Here is a 23640-nt window from a genome sequence, read left to right as displayed (position 1 = left end):
CGGCGGCGCTAGGCGTTCTGCGCCATGAAATCAAGAACCTGTTTCTCGGCAGAAGCGCGGCCCATGCCGGTCAGGAAGGGAATGCCCGAAATGAAGGGGCAGTCGATTCCGCCGGGCTTGACCGTGGTGGCAATGACCAGGTCCGCGCTGGCGGACTTGCCGACGGCGTCGGCTATGGAGCAGGTGGTGATGTTGAACTTGCCACTGTAGCCGTTGTCGTTAAGCAGGTCCTTGATCTTTGCGGCCACCGCCGTAGAAGTTGCGATACCAGAGCCGCATGCCAGAAGAATGTTGACCATTTCTTCCTCCTCTCTACAAACGTTCGTCACTTGTCCAATTAGTAGGCTCACACGCATTCCGCAGTCGCAACCGCGGGAAAGCGCGGTACTACTCTCCGAGTACGATCACGCGAAGCTTGCGGGTGCGCTCGCGCGTGCGGTCGTAGTCGACGAAGAAGATGCTCGCGAGACCATTCATCTGGAGTTCGCCGTTCTCAACCTCGAGGGTGACGCTGCCACCGATGAGGGTGCTGCGCAGGTGGCCGTCACCGTTCCAGAGATAGCGTCGGTCGCCGCCGGGAAGGTAGGAGTCGACGTTGGGCCAGGACTCGACCTCGTCGAAGTGGCGCATTCCCGGATAGTTGTAGGTGGTCCAGTCATGCTGCTCGGGGAAGACCCTCTGGAGGCCGTTGTTGAGGTCGACCTGGAGGAAGGTGTCGCCCGCGGGGTTGTAGTCGTGGTCGAACTCCTCGGTGAACACCGCGCAGGTGGTGTGCTGGGAGATGCAGTTGACCACGCCCTCCTTGATGCCGCTGGCCTTAACGATCTCGCGAACCTGATCGGTCACGTCGACGTAGGTGGGCTTTCCCTCGAGGGTCTCGACAACAACGCGATCCTTGTAGACTGCCATGGCCTAGGCCTCCTTTTGAATGTCGTTGCGGACGCGGTCGAGCGCCTCGAACATCTCTTCGAGGACGGCAAACGGGTCGTCTGCCGCGACGATGCCGGAGGTGCCGCCCGTCGCGTCGCCGCCGTAGATGATGGCGTCGTAGACGTCCTGGCCGGAAGAGATGCCGGCGGCCTGAAGGACCATGGTTTCGGGCGAGACGGACTTCACGGCCTCGGTTGACTGACGGATGTAGTCGGGACCCGCAATCTTGCCGGTGCCGATGAGCTCGTTGAGCTCGCAGGTCATGATGTCGGGATGAAGCTCGGCGATGGCGCGAGCCTCGTCGACGGAGTCGGCGCAGACGCAGGTGAGGATGCCGACCTCGCGCGCACGCTTGATCGTCTTGGCGAGCTCGCCGACGGTCATCGGATTCTCGGCGTGGTTGAGGAAGGTTGCCTTAACGCCAGCTGCAGCAAGCGCCTCGGGAAGGATGTGCCCCATGCCGCGGCCAGGCTTGAGGCTCTCCATGTTCTGCGCGCAGGGAATGAGGTGCGGGCAATTCTCTGCCACCCAGGCAAGGTCGATCAGCTGAGCGGTGAAGAGGCTCTGGAAGTTGTACCTCTCGCACAGCTCGTCGGTCTTCTTGGCGAGCTTGCGCAGCTCCTCGCCGTAAAGGTACGACTTGGGATTGACGACGAAAAACGGGCGACGCAGAACGATTGTTTCCATACCGAACTCCCATGTAACGAACTGAACATCACAAACTCATCATAAAGTTGTTCAACTCAAGTTGTACAAGTCATGGGGGCCGTCAGTCACCTTGGTGATGCGCATGCGTGTATTCGGATATCACAAATCAATTTGTAAACAGCCACATAAACAGTAATTCATATCTAATACTTCCAGATTTTTATTAGTTGAAATTTACCTGACATCTAGCCATGCCAACCGCCCCAACGGTAGCCATCTGTTCCCCAGCGGTAGATTCTGTCTACAAAAATGAGGACAAGTCCTTCTTGGCGAACTTGCCCTCATACCTGCTGTTATTCTGAATCATCGCAGCTAGACTGCCGTTGTACCCGTAACTGTCTGTCCAGGCTTGAGCCAGGTCCTTCCCCACGAGACGGGACGGTTGTCACTCAGCATGACAACTTGCTCAAGAACGAGGATGGCCGTGGTCTCGTCGCAGTCCAATATCGATGCGTACTTGGGACCAGCGCTTCGGGCGCTGTATGTCATATTCGACTTCTTGATCTTGCGTCCCGAGCAGTGCTCGATGGCATCGAACATCGTCTCGTGCTCGAAGTCGTGCGAGGCGATGCCGGGACACTCGACGGTGGAGATCCAGTTTTCCTGGCAGAGCATGGGCTCCCCGTCGACAATGCGCACGCGCTCGATGTAGAAGGCGCCGTAGCCCGGCTTGATGTCAAGGGCTATCTGCATCGCAGGAGGCGGGACCTCGACTTTCGCCCTCACCACGTGCGTCTTGAAGGACTTGCCCTGCTCGGTGAGGGATTGTGCGAGCGAAAGGGGGAAGCTCCCGACGTTGTGCGTGATGTCTGGCTCCGAGACGAAGGTGCCACGGCCGTGCGCCTGCTTGAGCAGGCCCTCCTCCGCGAGGATCTTTATGGCATGGCGGGCGGTGCCACGCGCGATGTCGAACTTGTCCATCAGCTGATGCTCCGAGGGAATCCTCTCCCCCGGCTCGAGCTCATGGTTGTAGATCATCCTGCGGAGAAAGTCGGCAACCGTAACGTAGCGCGGAACGAATGAAGAGCCGTCCGCACGCCCCGACGCAGAAGGCGAGCCTCCTGCCGACATTCCACTTGCTGTCACACGCTCAGACACGTACCACGCACCCCAATTGCAACGAGAAGGCGTCAAACACCGTTCATGTACAAGATAACTAAAAAATCGTGTACAAGTTCAAAAAATGGGCCACCGCGCCAAATGCCGTCGTTCCGGCGCGCTAGAGCCGAAGCGTCCCGAAGATGCCACGCACCAGCTGGCGCGACGCCTCGCGTCCGATGGCGCCCAGGATGGAGCCGGCCGTACGACGTATCTGGGCATCCCTGCGCTCCTGCTGTCGCTCAAGGGTCCGCTGCTGGCGCTCGAGCTCCTTGCGCTGGCGCTCCATCTCGCGCTCCTGGGCGCGCTCGGCCTTCTCGGCGGCCTTCTGGCGCTCCTTCTCTTCCCTCTCGGCTACCTTGGCGCGCTCCTTCTCGAACTCGGCCCGCTCCCTCTCGAGCTCGACGCGCTCGGCGGCGAGCCGCTGGGACTCCGCCTCCTCGGCCTTCATGCCGTTGATGTCCTCGAAGGCCGACTGCCTGTCTATGGCGGTTCCGTACTTGCCCATCAGGTCAGACTGCGCCGTCACCGCGCCGCGCAGAACCTCGGGGTCGGCCGCGTCCATCTTGCACTGGGGAAACAGCACCCGGGCGCTCTCGACAACCGAGGGCGTGCCCTTCTCGTCCAGAAAGCTCACCAAGGCCTCGCCGGTGCCGATCTCCTGCAGCGCAGCCGCGCTGTCAAACGAAGGGTTGGCCCTGAACGACGCGGCGGCCGCGCGAACGACCTTCTGCTCGGCCGGCGTGTATGCCCTGAGCCCGTGCTGGACGCGGTTCGAGAGCTGTGCGAGCACCTCGCCCGGAACGTCACTGGGGCTCTGCGTGATGAAGTACACGCCCACGCCCTTCGAGCGGATAAGCTTGACAACCTGCACGATCTTGTCGCCAAGCCGCTTGGGCATGTCGTCGAAGAGCAGGTGAGCCTCGTCGAAGAAGAACACGAAGCGCGGCTTGTCGGGGTCCCCCACCTCGGGGAGCGTCTCGAACAGCGTCGAGAGCATCCAGAGCAGGAACATCGCGTACACCTGCGGCGTCTGGACGATCCTGGCCGCGTTGAGGATGTTCACGTAGCCGCGGCCGCGCGGGTCGCACTGGAACCAATCATCCAGATCGAGGTAGGGCTCGCCGAAGAAGACGTCGCCTCCCTGGTCCTCAACCGCAATCAGGGCGCGCTGGATGGCGCCGACCGACTGGGTCGAGACATTGCCGTAGGTCACAGTGTACTCGCCGCGATGCTCGGCCACAAAGCCCAGCATCGCACGCAGGTCCTTGAGGTCTATCAGGAGGAGACCCTGGTCGTCAGCCACGCGAAAGACGATGTTGAGCACGCCCTGCTGCACGTCGGTAAGGCCGAGCAGCCTTCCAAGAAGCATGGGACCCATCTGGCTCACGGTGACGCGGACCGGGATGCCCTCGCCACCCAGCGGGTCCCACACGCGCACGGGGCATCCCTCGAACGAGACGCGCTCGGGGGCAAGCCCGAAGCTGTCCTCGCAGCGCTTGCGGATGAAGTCGCTCATCTGGCCAGCCTCGGCCATACCCGTGACATCGCCCTTCACGTCGGCCACGAAGACGGGCACGCCCGCCTGCGAGAAGCCCTCCGCCATGACCTTGAGCGTGACGGTCTTTCCCGTGCCGGACGCGCCGGCGATCAAGCCGTGCCGGTTCGCCTGGCTAAGAAGCAGGTAGCAGGGTTTTTCTCCCTGGGCCATCCAAATCCTGTCACCGTCGAGCATGGGAGCTCCTCACCCGTGGAAGCCGTGCCCACGCACATGAGCGAGTCATCCCTTATGGGCGGCGTGACGCGGGCCTTTGACCCATCATAGTTCGCGGCGCAGAAGCCCGAAGACGCCTGTCAGCCGAACGGCGCAGGGCGCTGGGTCTACTTGTAGGAGGCCTGCTCCTGGGCAAGAATGGCGTCGTAGGCCTCGGCCTTGCTCATCGAGAAGAGCTTTGCCAGGCGCTTTGCCAGCGCGCTCTTGTGCTCACCGGCCTCGAGCCCCTCGGTGATGGCCTCCTCGAGCGAGGCGGGAGCGGCGGAGACCTGCCGGGCACGTGCGTCGAGCTCGACAGCGCCAGGGGCGCCGATGACGATGACGCACTCCCCCTTGAGCGACTCGCGCGCGCCAATCTCCTTCGAGACCTCGGGCGAAGTCCCGCGAACGACCTCCTCGTGCAGCTTTGTGAGCTCGCGGACCAAAGCAACCTTGCGCTGGGGAAAGACCTGGGCGATGCGCTCGAGCGTTGCGGCCGCGCGGCGGGGTGACTCGTAGACGACCAGCGCGCCGGGCACCATCGCCAGCGCCTCGAGGCGCGCGGTCATCGCGCCAGCCTTGCGGGGCAGGAAGCCCTCGAAGAAGAAGTGGTCCATGGGCAGTCCCGAAGCGACGAGCGCGCACGTGACCGCAGACGGGCCGGGGATGACCTCAACTTTGACGCCGTGGTCCAGCGCGGCGTCAACCAGGCGCTGGCCGGGATCGGACACGCCCGGCATGCCCGCGTCGGACACGAACGCCACTCGCTGGCCTGACTCGAGGCGCCTCAGGACGGAGTCGACCTTCTGCGCCAGGACGTTCTCGTCCGCGCGCTCGAGCGAGACGTGAATGTCGAAGCGGGTCAGCAGCTTGCTGGTGACGCGCGTGTCCTCGCACAGAAGCAGGTCGGCGGACGAAAGCGTCTCGACCACGCGGGGCGAGGCGTCACCAAGGTTGCCAATGGGGGTCCCGACAATGGAAAGCACGCCACAGCTGGGCTCCGCTTGTACCGTCACGCGAGCATCCTCCGCTCAAACGACGCGAGCGAGACTCGCGCGTCCCATCCATCCAGGCGCCCGGAGGTCTTCCACGTCTGGAAGAACCATCCCGCGCAGGACGAGAACGACGAGATCTGCTCTGAGATATAGATGCGCTCGAGGGCGATGCGTCCCTCGGGCGTCGATATGGTATCAGAGAAGGGCATGGCCCCGGACCAGCTGCCAACCATCACGGGCAGGCCGCTGCGCGCCAGCGACTTGATGGACTCGCGCGAGCGACGCGAGAGCTCGCGGATGGCCGCAGGACCCGCACTCTTGATGTTGTCGCTGTAGTGGAACAGCGCGGAGTCGATCCACACGTTCCTGTAGCGCCTGGGCGCCATGAAGCCGTCCCACGCGTTCACCCGACCGCCGTCGTGGATGACGACGGCGGGGTCTTCTCCCGCCTCCTGGCGGACGGCGTCGTAGGCTTCACGGTAGTAGTTGCGCAGGCGGTGGAGGGGAACGCCCGGCTCGACGCTGAGGCCGCGTCGCAGTTGGAGCTTTGGCGCGTCGGCAACCTCGAGCCCTCTGAACGCCGCGCGGGTACCGTAGCGCTTCGCAAGGGCCGCTATGACGCTGACCATGTCATCTTTGTAGTGCGAGAAGTCGTCGTGGCCCCGGACGATGGAGTCGGTCGCGTCCTCTGCCCCGGGCTTGATGTCGAGGTCCAGAATGATCTTGAGCCCGATCTCGTCGGCCCAGTCGAAGGCCTCGTCCACGAGCTCGATGCAGCCGATGTAGGGACCGGGGTTGGGACCGGCCTCGCCAAAGACATACCAGGGCACCGGGAGGCGCACGCAGTTGAATCCCCTGGACGCGATCTGGACGAAGTCCGACTGGGTGATGAACGACGCGCGGTGACGGTCGATGCGCTCGCGGTACTCGTCCTTCCCGATGGACCGCACCAGCTCGCCCTCGTCCAAGGCGCCCGAATCGACATACAGGGAGGGGGTGACCCACATGCGCAGCGTGAGCCAACCAGACAGATTCACGCCGTGCAGCGCCCGCGAAGCCATAGCCATCCCCCCCTGCGACCACGAATTGAGTAGTTCGAGTATACGCACTCGATGAGGCAAGTAATGCGCGGTCGCCACCAGACGGAGCCTTTTTTGAACGGACGTGTCATCAAAACATCACATTGCAGGCAGCGTTTGCGCCCGTAGGGCAAAGCAGCTCGCCCACCAGAATCCCCGTGAATGAATGAAAGACCTACGGGTAGCCTGTGAGCGTTGACACAATCGTGCCATCATTGGTCGGCAATCAGCAAGGAGGCATTATCCATGGATCGTAACTACTTCGACCTCAAGGACCACGTCGCCATCGTCACCGGCTGCTCTGGAGGCCTGGGCGTCCAGATGGCAAAGGCGCTCGCTTCTCAGGGTGCGACCATCGTGGCAACCGCTCGCCGCGAGAACAAGGTTCAGGAGGTCGCAGAGGAGATCGCCGCAGAGTTTGGCGTTCCCACCTGGTACTACAAGTGCGACATCACCGACACCGACGTCGTTAACCAGATGGTAGACGCCGTCTACGAGAAGTTCGGGCGCATCGACATCCTCGTCAACAACGCCGGCACCGGCGCCGTCGCCCCCGCAGAGGACATCACCGACGACCAGTTCGGCAACGAGATGCAGATCGACCTGTTCGGCACCTTCCGCGTTGCGCGCGCGGTTGCCAAGAAGGCCATGATTCCCGCCAACTACGGCCGCATCATCAACATCGCTTCCATGTACGGCCTGGTGGGCAACAAGGTTGCGGGCTCCGCACCCTATCACGCGGCAAAAGGCGGCGTCGTCAACCTGACGCGCGCACTCGCGGCCGAGTGGGGCAAGTACAACATCACCGTCAACTCCATCTGCCCGGGCTACTTCTACACGCCACTCACGCAGGAGACGCTCGACTCCGAGTTCTTCCAGCAGAACGCCAAGACGATGATCCCCGAGGAACGCTACGGCAACGAGGGCGAGCTCGACACCGCCACCCTCTTCCTGGCGTCTCCCGCCTCGTCCTACGTCACGGGCGTTCAGCTGCCCGTCGACGGCGGCTACACCTGCATGTAGCTAGCGCCAAACGTGGGAAGGCATGCGCCTTCCGCAAGAGAAACGCAGGGGCGCCGGACAGTGTCCGGCGCCCCTTTTATGTCACCAAAACACATAAATCAATGCATTGTATGAAGAGAAAGACCACATACTTGCTCCATTTTTTAGAGCTTTGATTTGTTAACGTTTAAAAAACAATTGAATGTAGAGAGGAGCTATATGAGCATTGCCGAGAGAGTAAAGCGCTACGTCATCATGGTTTCGGGACTCTTCTTCATCGCATTGGGAGTCGCCTTCAGCACCAAAGCGGGACTTGGGACGTCACCCCTCTCGGCCATACCCTACACGCTCAGCACTCTCCTGCCGCAGGCGAGCTATGGTGCCTACGTCGGAGGATTCAACGCGCTTCTCGCCCTGGCGCAAGTCCTGATTCTGCGTTCCAAGTGCAACTGGTTCGACATCGCCCAGCAGCTGGTGCTGTGCGCGATATTTGGAAGCTTCGTCGACGCCGCGATGCTCATCATCTCGTGGCTCAGCCCCAGCGTTTATCCTCTGCAGGTCGTGATCCTGGCCCTCGCCATCGCAAGCCAGGCCTTCGGATCGTACCTGCAGCTCATCAGTCACGTGGGACTTATGGCCGCAGACGGCCTCTGCCGTGTGCTCACGCAGGTCACCCACAGTGACTTTGGCCGCATCCGCGTCATTACGGACTCCAGCATGGCGGCGACGGCGCTCGCCATGAACCTGGTAGCCTTCCACAGGCTGCTCTGCATCCGCGAGGGCACCATTGTGATGGCCGCGCTTACCGGCACCATGGTCCACCTCTTCAGCAAGTGGCTCACGCGCTTCGAGCACGTCCTGATTCCCCAGAACTTCGCAAGCGCGGACGACGAGCACCCCATCCTGGGCAACGAGGGTTAGCGGACGCTATTCTCCAAAGTAGCTGGCGCAGTTGAGCGGCGTCTCGTACACGTCGACCTGCGCGACGGGGATGCCCTCCTGCTCCAGGCGTCCGTAGAAGTAGCGCGCCAGGTTTTCCGCGGTGGTGCGGAACGGAAGCATCTTGAGGGTGAAGCCCTCACCCTCCAGCGCGTCGACGGTCGCCTGTTTGAGGGTGCCCTCCTCCACCAGGAACATGTGGTCGAACTCGCCGACGATGGAACGCAGCGCCTTTTTGAAGACGCCAAAGTCCAGCACCATGTCGCGCATCGTTCCCTCCGTCTGAAGGGACTCCTGGCGGGCATAGGCGACCACACGCCAACGATGGCCGTGGAGGTTCTCGCACTTGCCATAGTAGTCGGCCAGAAAGTGTGCGCCGTCAAAGCTTGCTTCCGTCTTGAGTCCAAACATGTCCGCTCCGCATCCGCGCGCCGCGGCCGTCCGCGGCGCGCACCCGTCTGTACGCAACCATTGTGCCATGCCTAGCCCAGGTAGCTCGGCCTGACCTTCGCCTCCACAAACCAGCGGGGATCCTCGTAGTACAGGTAGGTCTGCCTGCCGTCGACCTGGATGCTGTAGCGCAGCCCCTTCGCACCGGTTCGGCGAGAGTACGCATGGCGCACCCCCAGCACTCGGTCGACCTCGTAGCGTGTGTCGTCGTCCCACACGATGCAGAGCGGGACGACGCGTCCGTCGACGTCGGTCGACGAGACGACCCTGACGTAGTGCTTCCTTCTGTCGTCGTAACCCATGGTCCTCGCCCTCCCGAAGCGCGGCGCACGAGCATCCGCCTCGCGACGCCACCTCATATAAGAACATATGTTCGTAGTATTGCAGACGAGAAGGACATGAATTCAAGACGGCGCCACAACGGGGGTGTGGAGTCCCGCGAGCAGACACGAAGAGGGAGGCCGCCCGCAAAGGCGACCTCCCTCGCAGCCACGCAGAACGTCCCGCGAGGCCTTATGTCGTTGCGGTCAGGGCACAATCGGACGAGCCGGCCTATTCGGCAGGGGACGCGCCCTTGCCACCGCCGTTGGCGTTTCCGTCACCCTGCGAGCCCCTTCCATGGCCGCGATGGCGACGACGCCTCTTGGGCTTCTCGGCGCCCTCCGCAGGCTGCGGCTGCTGGCGCTTGCTACCCTGTCCCGAACCCTTGTGGGCGGTCTGAGTCGTCTGTTGCCCACCGTGGTCTCCAGGGCGACGTCGCCTCTTGGGAGCGCCCTGGGAACCAGACGTGCCCTGCTCGCCGCGGCCCTTACCGTCACTGCGCTGCTGCGCGCGCGACGCCTGCGAGGCCTGGTCGCCCGAGGCGGAGTGGTGACGACGCCTGCGGTGGGACCTAGCCTCCTTGGGCTGCTGGCTCTTCTCGGCCGTTCCCTGTTGATCGGCAGCGGCGGAAGCAACGGTGCTCTTCTTGCGACGACGACGCGGGCGTGCGGGAGCCTCGGAAGCGCCCTCCTCGCCCGACTTGCGCGCGCGCCTAGATGCGCCCGACTGGTCGTTGGACCCGGTCTCGTCCTGCGACTTGCGCGAGCGGCGGCGCTTGGGCTTCGATTCGACGAAGATGTCGGCGGCGTCGAAGGTCTCTGCAGGAGTGACGCCCATCTGGCGGTCGAGCTCGGCCAGCGCCATCTGCACGTCAGGCGAATCGAGCCTCTCGAGCGCCTGGCGGGTCACGGTGTCGGGACGGCAGGCGCAGCCCAAATCGCGGCTCTTCTTGTGGGCGGCCTCGGAGGCCTCCATGTCGGCTAGCGGCACGCGCACCTGCTTGCCGTTCTCAAGGCGAAGGCAGATCTGCTCCTTGGGCGTGTCATACTCGACGATCTTCGCCTTGCCAAGGGGCGTCTCGATTACGGCGTTGCGCTTGGGCGCACGCTGCTTGAAGTCGCGGTAGGCCTCGAACTCGTAGCGCAGGCAGCACATGAGGCGACCACAGGCGCCAGAGATCTTGGATGAGTTGAGGGGCAGGTCCTGCTCCTTGGCCATGCGAATCGAGACCGGCTCGAACTGCGTGCCAAAGCGCGAGCAGCAGAGCTCCTGCCCGCAGTGCGCAAAGCCGCCGACGATGGCGGCCTCCTCGCGAACGCCAATCTGACGCATGTCGATGCGCTCGTGAAGCTCACGGCTCAGGTCACGAACGAGCTGGCGGAAGTCGACGCGCTCCTCCGCCGAGAAGTAGCACACGACCTTGCCGCCGCCAAAGAGGTACTCGACGCCGATGGGCTTCATGTCGAGCTCCGACTCGTGCACGAGCGCGCGGAAGGTGGGGAATGCGTCCTCGCCCCTCTGGGCAAGCATCTCCGCGCGCGAGAGGTCGGCATCGGTCGCAATGCGATCGACGGCCTTGAGCTTGCCGCCCTCGCCGATGACCTCGCACAGGTGCTCTTCGCTCACCTCGCGCGCGTCCATCGTGGCAAGGCCGATCTCCTGGCCGCGCTCCGTCGCGCAGATCAGGTGGTCACCCTCCTGGGCGCCAGTGTCCCTGGGGTCAAACCACAGGTCATGAGCAGCATATTTGAACTTCACCGAGATGACGGTGGGCATGCAAGTGCCTCCTTGACGGAAAGAAGCATGACCTCGAGGGTCAGCTGTGGCGATACGTTTCTGGTCAGGTTGTGAGACGCGCGCGTGATGGCGTCGAGCGCCCTGACGGTTGCTTCGGTGCACGACGAGGCCGCTATGCGATCGACCACGTCGGCGGCGTCCTCGTTTACGATTGGGGTCGAGACGCCCTCGCAGCGCAGCAGGACGTCCCTCAGAAGCGAGTCCGCGGCCGCAAGCGCCTCCATCATACCCGAACGCTCGCGCGCGGTTAGCTCGCGCTTGTTCGCGTCCTCGATTCGCTTCATGGCCGACTTGGCAAGGTAGTCGGAGTTCTCGTCGAGAGCCTTCTCCTGAGCGTCCCTCAGGTCGCCAAGCGGAACGCGAACTGCCTCGACTATCTCCTTGGCCGCCTTGAGCACGTCCCAGGAGTCGTCACGCTCAAGCTCGCCCAGGACCCTGACGACGATCCTGCGGACCTGTCGGCGATCCATCGACTTCAGGAACTCCGCCGCACGCTCCGGGGTCTGCGCCACGGAGAGCGCGATCCTGGCCTCGGTGGCCGTCGCGCCACAGGCAAGCTCGACGGCCTTCTCGGCCGCGTCCGGCGAAACGATCGAGAAGGGAATGACCTGGCAGCGCGAGACGATGGTGGGCAGGACGCTCGCCACGGTACGCGCAATGAGGATGAACACGACGCCCGCCGGCGGCTCCTCAATAGTCTTGAGCAGGGCGTTTGCAGCCGTCCCCCGAAGCATGCCAACGTCGTCGAGAACGTAGACCTTCGACGATGCACGCACGGGCGCCAGCGAGACGTCCTCGATGAGATCACGCACCTGCGAGACCAGATAGCCCGAGACGCTCTGCGGGGAGAGCCATCGGACGTCGGGGTGCGTGCGGTGCGCGACACGAATGCACTCGTCGCAGCTGGCGTCTCCGCCATTGGGGCAGACCACGCACTGCGCGATGGCGCAGGCCGCCTCCTTCATGCCCGAGCCCGGCGCACCGACGAACAGGTAGGCGTGGCTCAGGCGCCCCTCGGCCACCGCAGCCGAGAAGAACCTCTGTACGCGGGGCTGCTGTGCCAGGGCCTCGAGGGCCTTGGGGGCCGCGGCCGCAGAGACGTTAGCGGACATCGCCGACACCCCTTTCGAAGGCGCCCCTTGCGTCGTCTGTCACCAAAAGAACATCCGAGAGCGCATCGCGCAGGCGCAAGAAGACCTCATCCGGGCTTCCCGAGGCGTCGATCACGCGCAGGCGCCCGCCCTCGCGCTCGGCGAGCCTCAGGTAGGCCTCGCGAACGCGACGCTGGAACGCGAGCCCCTCCTCCTCGAGTCGATCGGCACCGTCCTTGGTGGCTCGTGCGAAGGCGCGGGCGGGATCGATGTCGAACACGACGGTGGCGTCGGGCTTGACGCCGCAGCTGCCGAGCTCGTTACAGCGGTCGACCAGCGTCTCGTCAAGCTGTCGCCCGCCTGCCTGGTATGCATAGGTGGAATCGTAGAACCTGTCGCACAGCACGACGGCACCGCGCTTGAGGGCAGGCACGACGGTTTGCCTCACCAGCTGCGCGCGGGAAGCCTCATAGAGCAGAAGCTCGCACTCGTCCGTCATGGCGACGTTGTCGGGGTCGAGCAGGATGGCTCGGATCTTCTCGGAAATCGGCGTTCCCCCAGGCTCTCGCAGGCGCACCACCTCGCGACCCATGGCCTCGAGAGAGCGTGCGAGCGCGTCGGCCTGGGTGGTCTTCCCGGCACCGTCGACGCCCTCGAGCGTTACAAACGCACCCCTGGTTGTGTCAGCAGCAGAGCTCAAGTCCTTCTCCCCTCAGAACCCGACTACTTGGAGGAGCGCTTGCCGCCCTTGGAGGCACTCTTCGAGGTGCTCTTCGACGAACTCTTGGCCGTGCCCTTGGAGCCGCCCTTGGTCTTGCGGCTCGTGCCACGGCCCTTGGCCGCGGCCTTCTTCTCCTTGCCGGGGCAGTCCATGTTAACGCAGATGCGCCACGGGCCACGCTGGGTGACGACCTCGACGATGGGGGCACCACAATCCGGGCACGTCTCGCCCGTAGCGTGGAGCTCGCCGCGCTGGGGCAGCGGGTAGCTGACGCTGCAGACGTCGTAGTTCTCGCAGCGAATGAAGCGCTTGCCCGTGCGCTCGCTCTTGTGGGCGATGAGGTCGCCGTGCTTGCCGGCGGCGGCGCAGACGGGACACTCGCCCACCTTGACGTCGGGCTCACGGTTGGTCTCGCAGGCGGGGTTGACGCAGATCTCGTACGCGCGGCTGCGGAAGGGCTGGCACTTAATCCGGGGCGCGCCGCAGACGGGGCAGACACCCTGCTCCCCTTCGATGGGGATGACCTTCACGCGGCTGGGGACGGGATAGGTCACGTCGCAGTCGGGCCAGCCCATGCAGCCGATGAAGCTCGAGCGGTTCTTGGCGGAGGTCTTCATGACGAGGTCCCTGCCGCACTTGGGACAGACGCCCACCTTGGCGTCGGCGGTGACGGCGTCGGCGATGGCGTCGCCCAGGTCGTCCTTGTGCTCGATGAGGGCGTCGATCATGCCGGACAGCAGCGTGCGCGAGTGCCTGACGACGTCGTCCTGCGTGTCCTCGCCGGCGGCCACCCTGGTCATGTCAGACTCGAGGACGGCCGTCATATCGGGGCTCGTGATGTGAGGCGCGTACTTCGTGAGGGCGTCGATGATGGCCATGCCCAGCTGGCTGGGCTCGCACGGGTCGTTCTTGAGGTACTTGACATCGTAGAGTCGCTGGATGATGGAGGCACGCGTGGACTTCGTGCCCAGACCCCTCTTCTCCATCTCGGCGATGAGACGACCCTGGCTGTAGCGCGCCGGAGGCTCGGTCTGCTTGGCCTCGAGGTCCATCTTGCGAACGTCGCAGGAGTCCCCCACCTCGAGGGCAGGAAGCTGCTCGTCCTTCTTCATTCCGTAGGGGTAGATCGCTCGGAATCCCGGCTTGACGAGGACGGTGCCCGAAGCGGAGAAGGGCTCGCCTTCCACGTCGAAGGAGAACTTGGTGCTCTCGGTGACCGACGGCTCGGAGAGCGTCGCCAGGAAGCGGCGGGCAATCAGGTTGTAGAGCCTCCAGGCGGGACCCTCGAGCTTGTCGGGATCGGCTGCGCCGGTGGGGTAGATGGGCGGGTGGTCCGTCGTCTCCTGCTTACCGCGGGTTGCGGTCAGGCTCGCCTTCGACAGGAGGTCCGTGCAGACGGGACGGTACTGAGGCACGGCCGAGAGCGTCTTGACAACATCCTTGAGGTCGAGCGACTTGGGATAGACCGTGTTGTCGACGCGCGGGTACGAGATGAGACCGTCCATGTAGAGGGACTCGGCAAGACGCATGGTGCGTGCGGGGCCGATGCCCTCAGCTGCCGCGGCGGTCTGCAGCGACGTGGTGTTGAACGGCACGGGCGGCTTGTTGGTGCGGCTCTTGCGCTCGACATTGGTGACGGTGGCAACCTTTGCGTCGCGCACGTGGTCGAAGGCGGCGTTCGCCTTCTGCTCGTCGGTAAAGCGAGCCGTGGCATGCGTGACTTTGAAGCCGTCGTCGTCGGAGCCCTTGGGGGCGAGCGCGCCGGAGAGCACCCAGTAGTCCTCGGGGACGAACGCGTTGCGCTCACGCTCCTTCTCGACCACGATGGCAAGCGTCGGCGTCTGGACGCGGCCTGCCGAGCGCACGTTGCCGAGGCCACCGAAGCGGGCCATCGTGAGGTAGCGCGTCAGGACGGCGCCCCAGATGAGGTCGATGTACTGGCGGGACTCGCCGGCATCGGCGAGGTTCTGGTCGAGATCGACCAGATTGTTGAAGGCATGCTCGATCTCAGGCTTGGTGAAGGCGGAGTAGCGGGCGCGCGAGACGGGCGTGTCGGGCGCGACCTCGCGCATCTGGCGCAGGGCGTCGGATCCGATGAGCTCGCCCTCGCGGTCGAAGTCCGTCGCGATAACGATGGAGTCCGCCTTCTTGGCAAGGTTCTTGAGCGCGCGAATGATGCCCTTCTCGGCTGGCTGCTTCTCGATGGGAGCCCAGATGAGATACGGCAGGCTGGGGACCTTCCATCCCTTGATGTCAACGCCATCCTTGAGGAAGGGCTTGCGTTTGGTGTCGTAGGGAGGACGCGCCAGGGTATCGGGTAGGCTAGCGGGCAGAATCTCGCCCTCAGCGGTAACGGCGGTCCAGCCTTCCTTCTTGCTGTAGTGAAGCTCGCGGGCAAAGTCGGGGGCCAGGATGTGACCCCTCAGACCGATGTTGACCCACTCCTCGCCATCGACCGTAAAGCGATAGACGGGGGTGTCATACACCTTGTCCTGCTTGGGCTTACCTGCATTTGCAAGGAGCCTCGCAATCTGCTGGGCAGCATCGTTCTTCTCGGTGACTACAAGCTTCAACGGGACACCAAACCTTCTTGTCGAATCAATTCCTTATGGTTCCTCTTATACCCGATTGGCGCCTCTCGGCGCCAATCGAAGCTTACATGTTTGCCATTTCCTGCTCGTACTTGTGGTCCGAGTACTCTTCTCTGGTCCACTTGAGCGACTCCTTGCCATCGCGTGCTATGAGCACGTAGCGCGCAACCGCAAGCGCGACCTCGTAGAGCGAGATGAGCGCCGCGAACATGAGGACCATGGTCACGGGTGAGGCGTCCGGGGTGACGACGCCGGAGAGGATCATCAGTCCGACGTAGATGTAGCGCCACTGGGAGCGGAAGGTCTTGTACGGAACCAGGTGCAGAATGGACAGGTAGAAGATGACAAGGGGAAGCTGGAAGGCAAGGCCGAAGCCAATCTCGAGCATCATCATGATGTTTAGGTAGTCGACGGCGTCGGCGATGACGCCGGCGAACTCGGTCGACTGGTCAATCATCCAGCCGACCGCAGCGTTCTGGATGATGAAGTAGCAGAAGATCATACCCAGGAAGAACAGGGCGACCATGGCCGCAACCGTGGGCACGACCCACTTGCGCTCGTTGGGCTTAAGCGCAGGAAGGAAGAAGGCCATGACCTCCCAGATGATGATCGGCGTGCAGATGATCATGCCGAAGAAGAGCGCGACCTTGAAGCGGATCGTGAAGCCGCCCAAGACGGACAGGACCGTGAGCGAGGTGCCCTCGGGAAGCGAGGAGCGGATGGGGTCGATCATGATGTCGATCAGCGTGGGCGTAGCGGCATAGACGACTACGGCCGTGATAATCAGTGAGACCACGATGATCGTGAGGCGGCGCCTCAGCTCGCCAAGGTGATCCATAAGGGGCATACGTGCTGGTCCGATAGGCATTACTGCTCGCCTCCCTCTGCGTCCTGGCTCTCTGCGTCAGCCTCATCCTCCTTGGCCTTGGGCGCGTGCGCCTTCGGCATCATGGCGTAGAGCGCGGCCGCACTCGTGTCAGGCTTGGCGGGCTCTGCCGGCTCGGGAGCCTCTGCGGCGGGAGCGGCATCGTCGGCGTCGGCATCAGAGTCAGCGCCGTCGGAGCCCACCTGCTCGGAGCCGTCAGCATCCTTGGCCTCCGCGGCGGCCTCAGCCGCCTCGCGCTCGGCCTTCTCCTTTGCGAGGCGCGCCTTGCGCTCCGCGAAGGTCTCGGTCTTCTTGGTGGAAGTCTCCTCGGCGTCGTCGTCGAGGTCGGCATCCTCGTCGAACGCATCGGCGCGGGCCTTGGCACGTGCGCGCTGCTTGTCATCGAGCGGCTCGTTCATGGCCTGGTTGAGAGGATCCATCACCTCGGTCTGAACGACCTCGGTAAAGCCTTCCTGTGCCTCCCTGAACTGCCTGAGCATACGCCCAATCGTCCTGCCCATGCCAGGAAGCTTGTCGGGGCCGAACAGCAAGAAGCCGAAGACCACGATGATCACGAGCTCTGTCTCGCCAATACCAAACACGCGCACACCTCCCGCGGTGTAGTCACTTACTTACAAACGATGAACGAATTGCGCCGGACGCCTACTCGGCAAAGTCGCCTGCGCCCAGCTCGCCCTCGACCCCCAGCATGCCCAGAACGCGCGCGACGTTCTTCTGCTGGTTGGTGACGCTGAGGGCCACGCCCTCGTCGCGTCCGTGGTGGGCAGCGCCCACAAGGACGCCGATGCCGGTGGAGTCGATATAGGGAACCTCGGCGAGGTCGACCACAATGCGCTCCGGCGCCTTCTTGAGCGCCGCATCGATCGCGTCACGGAGCTCGGAGGCGTTGGACACGTCGACCTCTCCCTCGGCGTGGACGGTAATGGTCTTGCCGCTTTCGACGGCGTTGATCTTGATGCTCATTCTTCTCGCTTTCCTATTGGCAGAGCCGCGCTAGAGAGATCCGGCGCCATTGAGCGCGTCGGAAAGACCCTGCGAGGTCTGGCCGATGCCGAGCGTCTGCTCGGTCTCCTGATTCTGCTTCTGCTGCATGGCGACGAGCCTCTTGCCCGCGAAGGACTTGGCGCCGTACTCGTCGTTGGCGTCGACCTCCTTGGCCTTCTCGTAGGCCTCCTTCGCCTTGCCCTGGTCTCCGGTAGCCTCATACGCAAGGCCAAGGTTGGCCCAAGCGGGACCGTAGTCTGGGTTGTCGATCGTGGTCTGGGTGAGGTCGGCGATGGCCTGGTCGGACTGGGCCGAGTACAGCTCGCACAACGCGCGGTTGACCTTGACCGAGGCGGAGTCATTGAGGGCGAGGTACTGGTCGTAGTACCCGATAGCCTTCGCGAAGATGTCCAGGACGTGCCTGGCGTCGGTCTCGGTGGGGACGCCGTTCTTCACGGCGAGCTGGCTTGCGTTGTAGCCCCAGTTCATATAGGTGTTACCCAGGTTGAGAAGGGCGGCAAGATTCTGGGGATCGCTCGCGAGCTTGTCCTCGAGCGGCTTGGCGACGTCAGTGAAGGCGGCGTCGAGGCCATCCATGGTGCTGGTGTCGTACTGCTTGGAGGAGCCATCATCCGACCCGCCGTCGTCAGAGGTCTGGCTCTGCTCCTGGCTCGCGGTAGACCCGCTGTTCGCAAAGATGGCCGACAGCGACGGCAGCATCATCGAGATGGCCATCACGACGCCGAACACAACAACGAGAACGGCCATCCAGCGCTGCTTGGAAGACTGCTTCTTTCGAGACGCAGGTTCCCCGGCATCGAGGTCGAACACGCTGACGCCATTGTTGCCCTCGCCCTTGGCCTTGGCCTTGGCTTCGGACTTCTTGGGGCGCTTCTCGCCAGGGCGCAGGACCTTGGCAGAGGACGAGAACTTCGCGCGGCGACCGTTTTTGGAGCTAGCCATAAGAGACACCTTTCTTAACCCATTCACACAGCTGCACATTCTACAAAAACTCGTCGCGCGTCAAGCTCCGCTTCGGGCGAGCGCAGATGTGCACTGACCCCTCCGCGCTAGGCGCGCTTAGCCCGTGCGAGGCGGGCCGAGACGAGCCTCACCGCGATGACGAAGATGTCGAGCGCCTGCCCCAGCTCTTCGAGGGACGGATAGGTGGGGGCAATTCGGATGTTGGTGTCGTGCGGGTCGTCGCCATAGGGCCAAGTGGCGCCCGCCGGCGTGAGCTTTACCCCAAGCTCGGACATGAGGGCCACGATCTTGCGGGCAGAGCCCTCGGGGCCGTCAAACGACACGAAGTAGCCGCCGTGGGGGTGGGTCCACTTGGCGATGCCGAGGTCGGCCAGACCGTCGGTAAGCTTCTGCTCGACCAGCGCGAATCGAGGCGCGACGATTGCCGCGTGCTTTGCCATGTGGGCCTTGACGCCATCGAGGTCCTTGAGGAACAGGACATGGGCGAGCTGCGAGAACTTCTCGGGACTGACGCGCGACACGCCGAAGGCCTTGCGGACCTCGGCCATGTCAGAGGCGGAGGCGGTGACGAACGCGATGCCGGAGCTGGGGAAGGTCACCTTTGCGGTAGAGCCGAACTCATACACGAGGTCGGTCGCGCCGACGTCGGCCAGGGCGTCAAAGACATTCAGAAGCGCGTCGTCCTTCTCGCCGAAGCCATGGACGCAGTAGGCGTTGTCCCAGTAGATGCGGAAGTCGGGGGCGGCGGGCTTGAGCGACGCGAAGCGACGCACCACCTCGTCAGAGTAGGTGACGCCCGTCGGGTTGGCGTACTTGGGGACGCACCAGATGCCCTTGACCGAGGGGTCGCTCTCGACAAGGCGCTGCACCATGTCCATGTCGGGACCGTCCTCATGCATGGGGACGGGGATGTTCTTGATTCCCAGGTGGGCCGTCACGGTGAAGTGGCGGTCATAGCCGGGGGCCGGGCACAGCCACTTGACCTGGCCCTGCTGGCACCAGGGCTTGTTGCCGGCGACGCCGTTCGTGAAACCATGGGTCACGACGTCGTGCATGAGGTTGAGGCTGGACGAGCCTGAAACCACGATGTTCGCGGGTTCGACGCCCAGAATCTGGGCCGCAAGGGCACGGGCAGAGGGAAGTCCGTCGGGCGTTCCGTAGTTGTCGACGATGGCCGCGCCGTCTTCCAGCTTGGTCTCGGAGGTCAGGAGGTCGAGCATCGGACGTGCGAGCGCCGTCTGCTCTGCCGACGGCTTGCCGCGAGCCATATCGAGCGAGACGTTCTGCGCGCGAATCTCGTCAGCCTGCTTTTGAAGGTGCTCGATCTCGGCATCGAGCGCCTCAGTCGTCATGTCTTCGTACACGTTAGCCATGCTACCTCCCGATTACATAGTTGTATGAGTGAGTATATCCCCATACCCGCGCGAACAAACATACGGTAATCAGATGGAAGGCATCAAGGCGCATATGCAACACGCCGGTGCGCAGCATCAGGAAAGCTCGCATTCAGCCGACGCGCCCAGCCCGCGCGCGGCGGCTCGTGGCCCCATGCGGGCAGGCACGTAGCCGCAGACCCGCTACAATCGAATGCGTACCCAGAGAGATTGGAAAGCCATGGCCACCAGGACACCCGCACCCTCGGGCAGCACGCCCGCGCCCGAGTACGGCGACCTTCAGACGCTCGTGAACGAGCTCTACGCACGCAAGCCCTCGGGCTACGTCACCAAGCTCGAAGCCATCGAGCGCGCAGAGATCGACGACCTCAACGACGACCTGCGCGAGGTGATCGACCTCCTGCCCGGCGGCAAATACAAGCGCGCCACCCTGTGCGACCAGATGAACTCGATCATCACGGCTCACGGATGGGCCTACGTCTACGGAACCGTAGAGTGAGGGGCCGCGGGCAAGACAAGAACGCGGGATAGGAAAAGAGGGCGAGAAGGACGCATGTCCTTCTCGCCCTCTTCGCTATTCGTCGAAGAAGTCGTCGTTCGGGGAAAGGTCGACCTCCTTGCGCGCGGGCAGCTCGGTCTGCTTGGCCGCGGCCCCCTCGCCGGAAGCCTCCTTCTGGGCCCGCCCCTTCGGCGTCGCGCCAACCTTTATGAGGTCATGCACGCGTACGAACAGGATGCCCAGGAGGGCCGCCGTGAAGGAGCCCGCAAGGATGGCGCACTTGGCAGCCATGACCTCGGCCGGGTTGGGGAACGCGAGCCCCGCGATGAGGATGGACATGGTGAAGCCCATGCCTCCCATGATGCCCACCGCGATGATCTGGTCCCAGGTGACGTGTCTCGGGAGCTTGGCAAAGCCGATCTTCACCAGCAGCAGCGTCACCAGGATGATGCCGATGGGCTTGCCGACCACCGCGCCGAGGTAAGCGCCCTGGGTGACGGGGTCGTGCACGATCATGCCCAGGTCGGCGCCAACCAGACGAACCTGTGCGTTCACGAAGGCGAACACCGGGAGGATGAAGAAGTTGACCATGGTCGCGATGTAGCGCTCGACGCGCTGCAGGGGCGGCGTCACGTGATGCATCACGCGCTCGACCTGGTTGGCCGCCTCAGTGAAGTCGTGCTGGCCCAGGACGTGCGCCGTGTCGTCGTAGTCGTCCTCGAGGTCGCGCGCCTTGCTGTTGAGCCAGTCGCGCAGGTTGCTCAGGCGCACGTCGGACTTCGCAGGCAGGAAGAACGCCAGGATGACGCCGGCAAGCGTGGCGTGGATGCCCGAATTGTACATGCAGAACCACAGCACCAGACCGATGAGCACGTAGTACTTTGCCGTGTAGACGCGGGCGCGATGGATTCCGGCAAGCACCAGGATCACGAGCAGGGAGAGCGCGCACCACGCAACGTTGGGGCTCTGCCCGTAGAAGACCGCCAGGACCACGATGGCCAGGATGTCGTCGGCGATTGCCAGGGTCTGGAAGAACACCTTGGTCTCGGGGGCAACACGGTCGCCCAGAAGGGACATAACGCCCAGGGCGAAGGCGATGTCGGTGGCGATGGGGATGGCCCAGCCGTTGGCGGCTCCGGCATGGTTGAAGAACAGGAAGATGAGGGCGGGAACGGCGACGCCGCCGACCGCCGCGAGCATGGGCAGCGCGGCCTGGCGAGGCTTGCGCAGCTGGCCCACGGTCATCTCGTACTTGAGCTCGATGCCCACCAGCAGGAAGAAGATGGACATCAGAAAGTCGTTCACGAAGCCCTCGAGCGAGATTCCCATGTGGACGGAACCGATGTCGAGGCCGAGCGGCATCGACAGGAAATGGTGCACCGGCTCAAAGAGAGGCGAGTTCGCAACCACCACCGCAAGGAGAGCGGCCCCCACCATTACGGCCGCGGATATGGTGCCGTTCGACGTGACGGTCGACACGACGCTCCTGACCGCAAGCCTGCTGACGACGGCGTCCTCGCGAATGATCGCGGACTTCTTCGTCTGCTTGGAGCTGCGACGGCCATACCGCCTGCGCTTGCCCATCTTCTTTTTTCGTACCTCGCTCATGCTACGATGCTCTCCTCCCAGCTCGCGGCCAGGTCCCCAAGTGACCTGCTGGGCCGCGGCACTTTTGTCCTACTAAGAGAATACGGCATGGGCATGGTCAATGCGGTGTTCCGTCGCCCAAACAACGCCTCCTTCGCAAAGGGGACCAGACCACCCGGGGAAGCGTTACGCTCGAGCCCTGGCCAGGCGCTGTGCGACATGCTTTTTGCGACGCTGGCCCCTCGGAGGTGTGGCCCGGATGCTTTTGGGGTACCAATACCTCAGGCGTCGCCGCACGCGATCACGGATGAGACGGCTTCGGAGGGGAAGCATGAACGACCAGCGCATTGCCATCATCACCGATTCGGGTACCGACCTTGACCGCGAGTACTGCGTCGAGCACGACATCCGCGTCGTGCCGCTGCGCATCAACTACTCGGACGGCTCGTCGTTCCAAAGCGGTGTGGACATCACGGCGGACGAGGTCGTCGCTCGCTTCGAGGAGGAAATCCCCCGCACTTCTCTCCCCTCGCCCGAGCAGATCAAAAACGCGCTCGAGCAGGCACGTGAGGACGGCTACCAGAGGGCCGTCATCGTCACCATCGCATCCGCGCTATCGGCAACCAACCAGACCGCCCAGATGATCGCCGACCAGATGACGGATGTCATCCCCACCTTGGTAGTCGACACCCGCTCGATCGGCCTCGTCGCAGGCATGGTGGTCGAGCGCGCAGTCGACTACATCGAGCGGGGAGCCCCCTTCGAGGAGCTCGACGCGCGCCTCCAGGTCGTGGTCGCCCAGACCGACATCTACTTCGGCGTCAGGTCGCTGGACAACCTGTACAGGGGCGGGCGCATCAACAAGCACATCTATCGCATCGGCAACGCGCTCAACATCAAGCCCGTCCTCACCTGCAACGAGGAGGGCTACTACACCATCGCCAAGAAGGCCCGCGGATGGGACCGCTGCCTCGACACGATTGTCAAGCTCGTCGCCGACAACGCCGCCCAATACGAGTCCGTGCGCATCGGCCTGTGCTGCTCCACCGCGACCAAGGCCCTCTACAAGCCGCTCGAGCAGCGCCTGCGCGAGGCGATTCCGCACGTGGCCCAGATGTTCACCCGCGACATCAAGGCAGACCTCGTCGTCCACACCGGCCCCAACATCGTGGGCGTCGGCGTGCAGAACGCCGCCGTCTAGCCAACGGGCCCCATCGCCCGCAAGCAGAGCGCCGCTCGTCACTGTCGACGGGCGGCGCCCCCTAGCTTGCGCTTGCGTGAATGCGAGGCGACCTAGTCCTTGGTCGGATAGGTCATGTGTGCCTCGTCGATGCCGTAGAGCGTGCTGTCCAGGTAGCGACGGGCAAGCCAGTTTGCCATGCCCAGGTTCTGGTCGAGGTAGTTCCCGCACTCGTCAGGCTTGGCGCCGGGAATCTCGCCCTCAAAGTCGCGCACGAACTCGAACATGCGCGTCACCAGACCAATGACGTCCTTGGACTCGTACTGGCCGAAGAGCACGAGGTAGCAGCCAGTACGGCAGCCCATGGGACCAAAGTAAACCACACGGCTCGACCACTCCTCGTCGTTGCGGAGGAACGTCGCGCAGAGGTGCTCGATGGTATGCAGCTCGGCGGTGTTCATGACCGGCTCGCGGTTGGGAGCGGTCATGCGCAGGTCGAAGGTGGTCACGACGGCACCGGTCGCCGCATCCTTGTCGATGCGGCTCACGTAGACGCCAGGCTCGAGCTTGATGTGGTCGATAGTGAAGCTTGCGATCTTCTCCATGGATGACCCTTTCTTCTGGAAGACGAAACGCCGGGCGAGAAGAGTG

The 23640-nt window shown here is 63.6% G+C and carries 24 protein-coding genes; 4 read left to right on the top strand and 20 right to left on the bottom strand.

Annotated features, from left to right (window positions below; all coding sequences use genetic code 11):
- Positions 1-8 precede the first annotated feature (8 nt).
- From B5D13_RS00370 to B5D13_RS00340, 7 genes are all read right to left on the bottom strand, one after another.
- Entirely contained in the window at positions 9-299 is a 291-nt protein-coding gene (locus B5D13_RS00370; RefSeq protein ID WP_078686316.1) for a PTS sugar transporter subunit IIB, read from the bottom strand.
- Positions 300-387: 88 nt separating this feature from the next.
- A complete protein-coding gene (locus tag B5D13_RS00365) occupies positions 388-909 on the bottom strand; it encodes a YjbQ family protein (protein WP_078686315.1) in 522 nt (173 codons plus the stop codon).
- Positions 910-912: 3 nt separating this feature from the next.
- The gene (locus B5D13_RS00360) at positions 913-1617 is read right to left on the bottom strand and encodes a triose-phosphate isomerase (RefSeq protein ID WP_078686314.1); all 705 of its coding nucleotides are present in this window, start codon (positions 1615-1617) and stop codon (positions 913-915) included.
- A gap of 333 nt (positions 1618-1950) precedes the next feature.
- Positions 1951-2709, bottom strand: coding sequence for a GntR family transcriptional regulator (locus tag B5D13_RS00355; RefSeq protein ID WP_078686313.1), 759 nt, complete (start codon positions 2707-2709; stop codon positions 1951-1953).
- A gap of 148 nt (positions 2710-2857) precedes the next feature.
- Positions 2858-4471 (bottom strand): helicase HerA-like domain-containing protein, encoded by a 1614-nt coding sequence (locus B5D13_RS00350; protein WP_078686312.1) that lies wholly within the window; start codon positions 4469-4471, stop codon positions 2858-2860.
- 146 nt (positions 4472-4617) lie between these two features.
- A complete protein-coding gene (rsmI, locus tag B5D13_RS00345; RefSeq protein WP_078686311.1) occupies positions 4618-5505 on the bottom strand; it encodes a 16S rRNA (cytidine(1402)-2'-O)-methyltransferase in 888 nt (295 codons plus the stop codon).
- Positions 5502-6545, bottom strand: coding sequence for a glycoside hydrolase family 5 protein (locus tag B5D13_RS00340; RefSeq protein ID WP_078686310.1), 1044 nt, complete (start codon positions 6543-6545; stop codon positions 5502-5504). The genes rsmI and B5D13_RS00340 overlap by 4 nt, the downstream gene beginning before the upstream one ends.
- Positions 6546-6809: 264 nt before the next feature.
- On the opposite strand from B5D13_RS00340, the gene B5D13_RS00335 reads away from it, so the two are divergent.
- Together B5D13_RS00335 and B5D13_RS00330 are read left to right on the top strand one after the other, a co-directional pair.
- Complete coding sequence (locus B5D13_RS00335; protein ID WP_078686309.1) at positions 6810-7586, top strand: SDR family NAD(P)-dependent oxidoreductase; 777 nt, start codon at positions 6810-6812, stop codon at positions 7584-7586.
- A 198-nt stretch (positions 7587-7784) separates the two neighbouring features.
- Positions 7785-8486: a YczE/YyaS/YitT family protein gene (locus tag B5D13_RS00330; RefSeq protein ID WP_078686308.1), complete on the top strand. Its 702-nt coding sequence runs from the start codon at positions 7785-7787 to the stop codon at positions 8484-8486.
- A 6-nt stretch (positions 8487-8492) separates the two neighbouring features.
- Here the strand turns inward: B5D13_RS00330 and B5D13_RS00325 are convergent, their stop codons facing one another.
- From B5D13_RS00325 to B5D13_RS00275, 11 genes are all read right to left on the bottom strand, one after another.
- Positions 8493-8915: a 6-pyruvoyl trahydropterin synthase family protein gene (locus tag B5D13_RS00325; RefSeq protein ID WP_078686307.1), complete on the bottom strand. Its 423-nt coding sequence runs from the start codon at positions 8913-8915 to the stop codon at positions 8493-8495.
- Between the two features lie 71 nt (positions 8916-8986).
- The gene (locus tag B5D13_RS00320; RefSeq protein ID WP_078686306.1) at positions 8987-9256 is read right to left on the bottom strand and encodes a hypothetical protein; all 270 of its coding nucleotides are present in this window, start codon (positions 9254-9256) and stop codon (positions 8987-8989) included.
- Positions 9257-9506: 250 nt separating this feature from the next.
- Entirely contained in the window at positions 9507-11051 is a 1545-nt protein-coding gene (ricT, locus tag B5D13_RS00315; protein ID WP_078686305.1) for a regulatory iron-sulfur-containing complex subunit RicT, read from the bottom strand.
- Positions 11030-12184 carry a DNA polymerase III subunit gene (locus B5D13_RS00310; protein ID WP_078686304.1) on the bottom strand — a complete coding sequence of 385 codons (1155 nt, stop codon included), beginning with the start codon at positions 12182-12184 and terminating at the stop codon, positions 11030-11032. The genes ricT and B5D13_RS00310 overlap by 22 nt, the downstream gene beginning before the upstream one ends.
- Positions 12174-12863 carry a dTMP kinase gene (tmk, locus tag B5D13_RS00305; RefSeq protein WP_078686303.1) on the bottom strand — a complete coding sequence of 230 codons (690 nt, stop codon included), beginning with the start codon at positions 12861-12863 and terminating at the stop codon, positions 12174-12176. Before tmk ends, B5D13_RS00310 begins: the two co-directional genes overlap by 11 nt.
- A 23-nt stretch (positions 12864-12886) precedes the next feature.
- Positions 12887-15457 (bottom strand): DNA topoisomerase I, encoded by a 2571-nt coding sequence (locus B5D13_RS00300; protein ID WP_078686302.1) that lies wholly within the window; start codon positions 15455-15457, stop codon positions 12887-12889.
- Positions 15458-15539: 82 nt separating this feature from the next.
- Positions 15540-16343 (bottom strand): twin-arginine translocase subunit TatC, encoded by an 804-nt coding sequence (gene tatC / locus B5D13_RS00295; RefSeq protein ID WP_078686301.1) that lies wholly within the window; start codon positions 16341-16343, stop codon positions 15540-15542.
- On the bottom strand, positions 16343-16942 hold the full coding sequence (locus tag B5D13_RS00290) for a Sec-independent protein translocase subunit TatA/TatB (protein ID WP_078686300.1): 600 nt from the start codon (positions 16940-16942) through the stop codon (positions 16343-16345). The genes tatC and B5D13_RS00290 overlap by 1 nt, the downstream gene beginning before the upstream one ends.
- Positions 16943-17003: 61 nt before the next feature.
- A complete protein-coding gene (locus B5D13_RS00285; RefSeq protein WP_078686299.1) occupies positions 17004-17324 on the bottom strand; it encodes an STAS domain-containing protein in 321 nt (106 codons plus the stop codon).
- A 30-nt stretch (positions 17325-17354) separates the two neighbouring features.
- Entirely contained in the window at positions 17355-18308 is a 954-nt protein-coding gene (locus B5D13_RS00280; protein ID WP_159443946.1) for a tetratricopeptide repeat protein, read from the bottom strand.
- Positions 18309-18415: 107 nt separating this feature from the next.
- Positions 18416-19702: an aspartate aminotransferase type Ic gene (locus tag B5D13_RS00275; RefSeq protein ID WP_078686297.1), complete on the bottom strand. Its 1287-nt coding sequence runs from the start codon at positions 19700-19702 to the stop codon at positions 18416-18418.
- Between the two features lie 241 nt (positions 19703-19943).
- Here B5D13_RS00275 and B5D13_RS00270 point away from each other — a divergent pair, with 241 nt between their 5' ends.
- The gene (locus B5D13_RS00270) at positions 19944-20222 is read left to right on the top strand and encodes a hypothetical protein (RefSeq protein ID WP_078686296.1); all 279 of its coding nucleotides are present in this window, start codon (positions 19944-19946) and stop codon (positions 20220-20222) included.
- A 75-nt stretch (positions 20223-20297) separates the two neighbouring features.
- On the opposite strand, the gene nhaA is transcribed toward B5D13_RS00270, so the two are convergent.
- A complete protein-coding gene (gene nhaA / locus B5D13_RS00265) occupies positions 20298-21830 on the bottom strand; it encodes a Na+/H+ antiporter NhaA (RefSeq protein WP_369821278.1) in 1533 nt (510 codons plus the stop codon).
- Between the two features lie 310 nt (positions 21831-22140).
- On the opposite strand from nhaA, the gene B5D13_RS00260 reads away from it, so the two are divergent.
- Positions 22141-23010 (top strand): DegV family protein, encoded by an 870-nt coding sequence (locus B5D13_RS00260; RefSeq protein ID WP_078686295.1) that lies wholly within the window; start codon positions 22141-22143, stop codon positions 23008-23010.
- 92 nt (positions 23011-23102) lie between these two features.
- Here the strand turns inward: B5D13_RS00260 and B5D13_RS00255 are convergent, their stop codons facing one another.
- The gene (locus tag B5D13_RS00255) at positions 23103-23594 is read right to left on the bottom strand and encodes an S-ribosylhomocysteine lyase (protein WP_078686294.1); all 492 of its coding nucleotides are present in this window, start codon (positions 23592-23594) and stop codon (positions 23103-23105) included.
- Positions 23595-23640: the final 46 nt, after the last annotated feature.

Origin of the sequence: Olsenella sp. KH1P3, from assembly GCF_900167315.1 — a bacterium.
GTDB lineage: Bacteria > Actinomycetota > Coriobacteriia > Coriobacteriales > Atopobiaceae > Olsenella_J > Olsenella_J umbonata_A.
Note: the sequence above shows the minus strand (reverse complement) of the source record. Positions and strands in the feature narration are given on the sequence as shown.

What these genes read in the sequence shown, in the direction of transcription:
- B5D13_RS00370 (WP_078686316.1), bottom strand. Translation starts at nt 299, where the DNA reads ATGGTCAACATTCTTCTGGCATGCGGCTCTGGTATCGCAACTTCTACG.
- B5D13_RS00365 (WP_078686315.1), bottom strand. Translation starts at nt 909, where the DNA reads ATGGCAGTCTACAAGGATCGCGTTGTTGTCGAGACCCTCGAGGGAAAG.
- B5D13_RS00360 (WP_078686314.1), bottom strand. Translation starts at nt 1,617, where the DNA reads ATGGAAACAATCGTTCTGCGTCGCCCGTTTTTCGTCGTCAATCCCAAG.
- B5D13_RS00355 (WP_078686313.1), bottom strand. Translation starts at nt 2,709, where the DNA reads ATGTCGGCAGGAGGCTCGCCTTCTGCGTCGGGGCGTGCGGACGGCTCT.
- B5D13_RS00350 (WP_078686312.1), bottom strand. Translation starts at nt 4,471, where the DNA reads ATGCTCGACGGTGACAGGATTTGGATGGCCCAGGGAGAAAAACCCTGC.
- B5D13_RS00340 (WP_078686310.1), bottom strand. Translation starts at nt 6,545, where the DNA reads ATGGCTTCGCGGGCGCTGCACGGCGTGAATCTGTCTGGTTGGCTCACG.
- B5D13_RS00335 (WP_078686309.1), top strand. Translation starts at nt 6,810, where the DNA reads ATGGATCGTAACTACTTCGACCTCAAGGACCACGTCGCCATCGTCACC.
- B5D13_RS00330 (WP_078686308.1), top strand. Translation starts at nt 7,785, where the DNA reads ATGAGCATTGCCGAGAGAGTAAAGCGCTACGTCATCATGGTTTCGGGA.
- B5D13_RS00325 (WP_078686307.1), bottom strand. Translation starts at nt 8,915, where the DNA reads ATGTTTGGACTCAAGACGGAAGCAAGCTTTGACGGCGCACACTTTCTG.
- B5D13_RS00320 (WP_078686306.1), bottom strand. Translation starts at nt 9,256, where the DNA reads ATGGGTTACGACGACAGAAGGAAGCACTACGTCAGGGTCGTCTCGTCG.
- ricT (WP_078686305.1), bottom strand. Translation starts at nt 11,051, where the DNA reads ATGCCCACCGTCATCTCGGTGAAGTTCAAATATGCTGCTCATGACCTG.
- B5D13_RS00310 (WP_078686304.1), bottom strand. Translation starts at nt 12,184, where the DNA reads ATGTCCGCTAACGTCTCTGCGGCCGCGGCCCCCAAGGCCCTCGAGGCC.
- tatC (WP_078686301.1), bottom strand. Translation starts at nt 16,343, where the DNA reads ATGCCTATCGGACCAGCACGTATGCCCCTTATGGATCACCTTGGCGAG.
- B5D13_RS00285 (WP_078686299.1), bottom strand. Translation starts at nt 17,324, where the DNA reads ATGAGCATCAAGATCAACGCCGTCGAAAGCGGCAAGACCATTACCGTC.
- B5D13_RS00280 (WP_159443946.1), bottom strand. Translation starts at nt 18,308, where the DNA reads ATGGCTAGCTCCAAAAACGGTCGCCGCGCGAAGTTCTCGTCCTCTGCC.
- B5D13_RS00275 (WP_078686297.1), bottom strand. Translation starts at nt 19,702, where the DNA reads ATGGCTAACGTGTACGAAGACATGACGACTGAGGCGCTCGATGCCGAG.
- B5D13_RS00270 (WP_078686296.1), top strand. Translation starts at nt 19,944, where the DNA reads ATGGCCACCAGGACACCCGCACCCTCGGGCAGCACGCCCGCGCCCGAG.
- nhaA (WP_369821278.1), bottom strand. Translation starts at nt 21,830, where the DNA reads ATGAGCGAGGTACGAAAAAAGAAGATGGGCAAGCGCAGGCGGTATGGC.
- B5D13_RS00260 (WP_078686295.1), top strand. Translation starts at nt 22,141, where the DNA reads ATGAACGACCAGCGCATTGCCATCATCACCGATTCGGGTACCGACCTT.
- B5D13_RS00255 (WP_078686294.1), bottom strand. Translation starts at nt 23,594, where the DNA reads ATGGAGAAGATCGCAAGCTTCACTATCGACCACATCAAGCTCGAGCCT.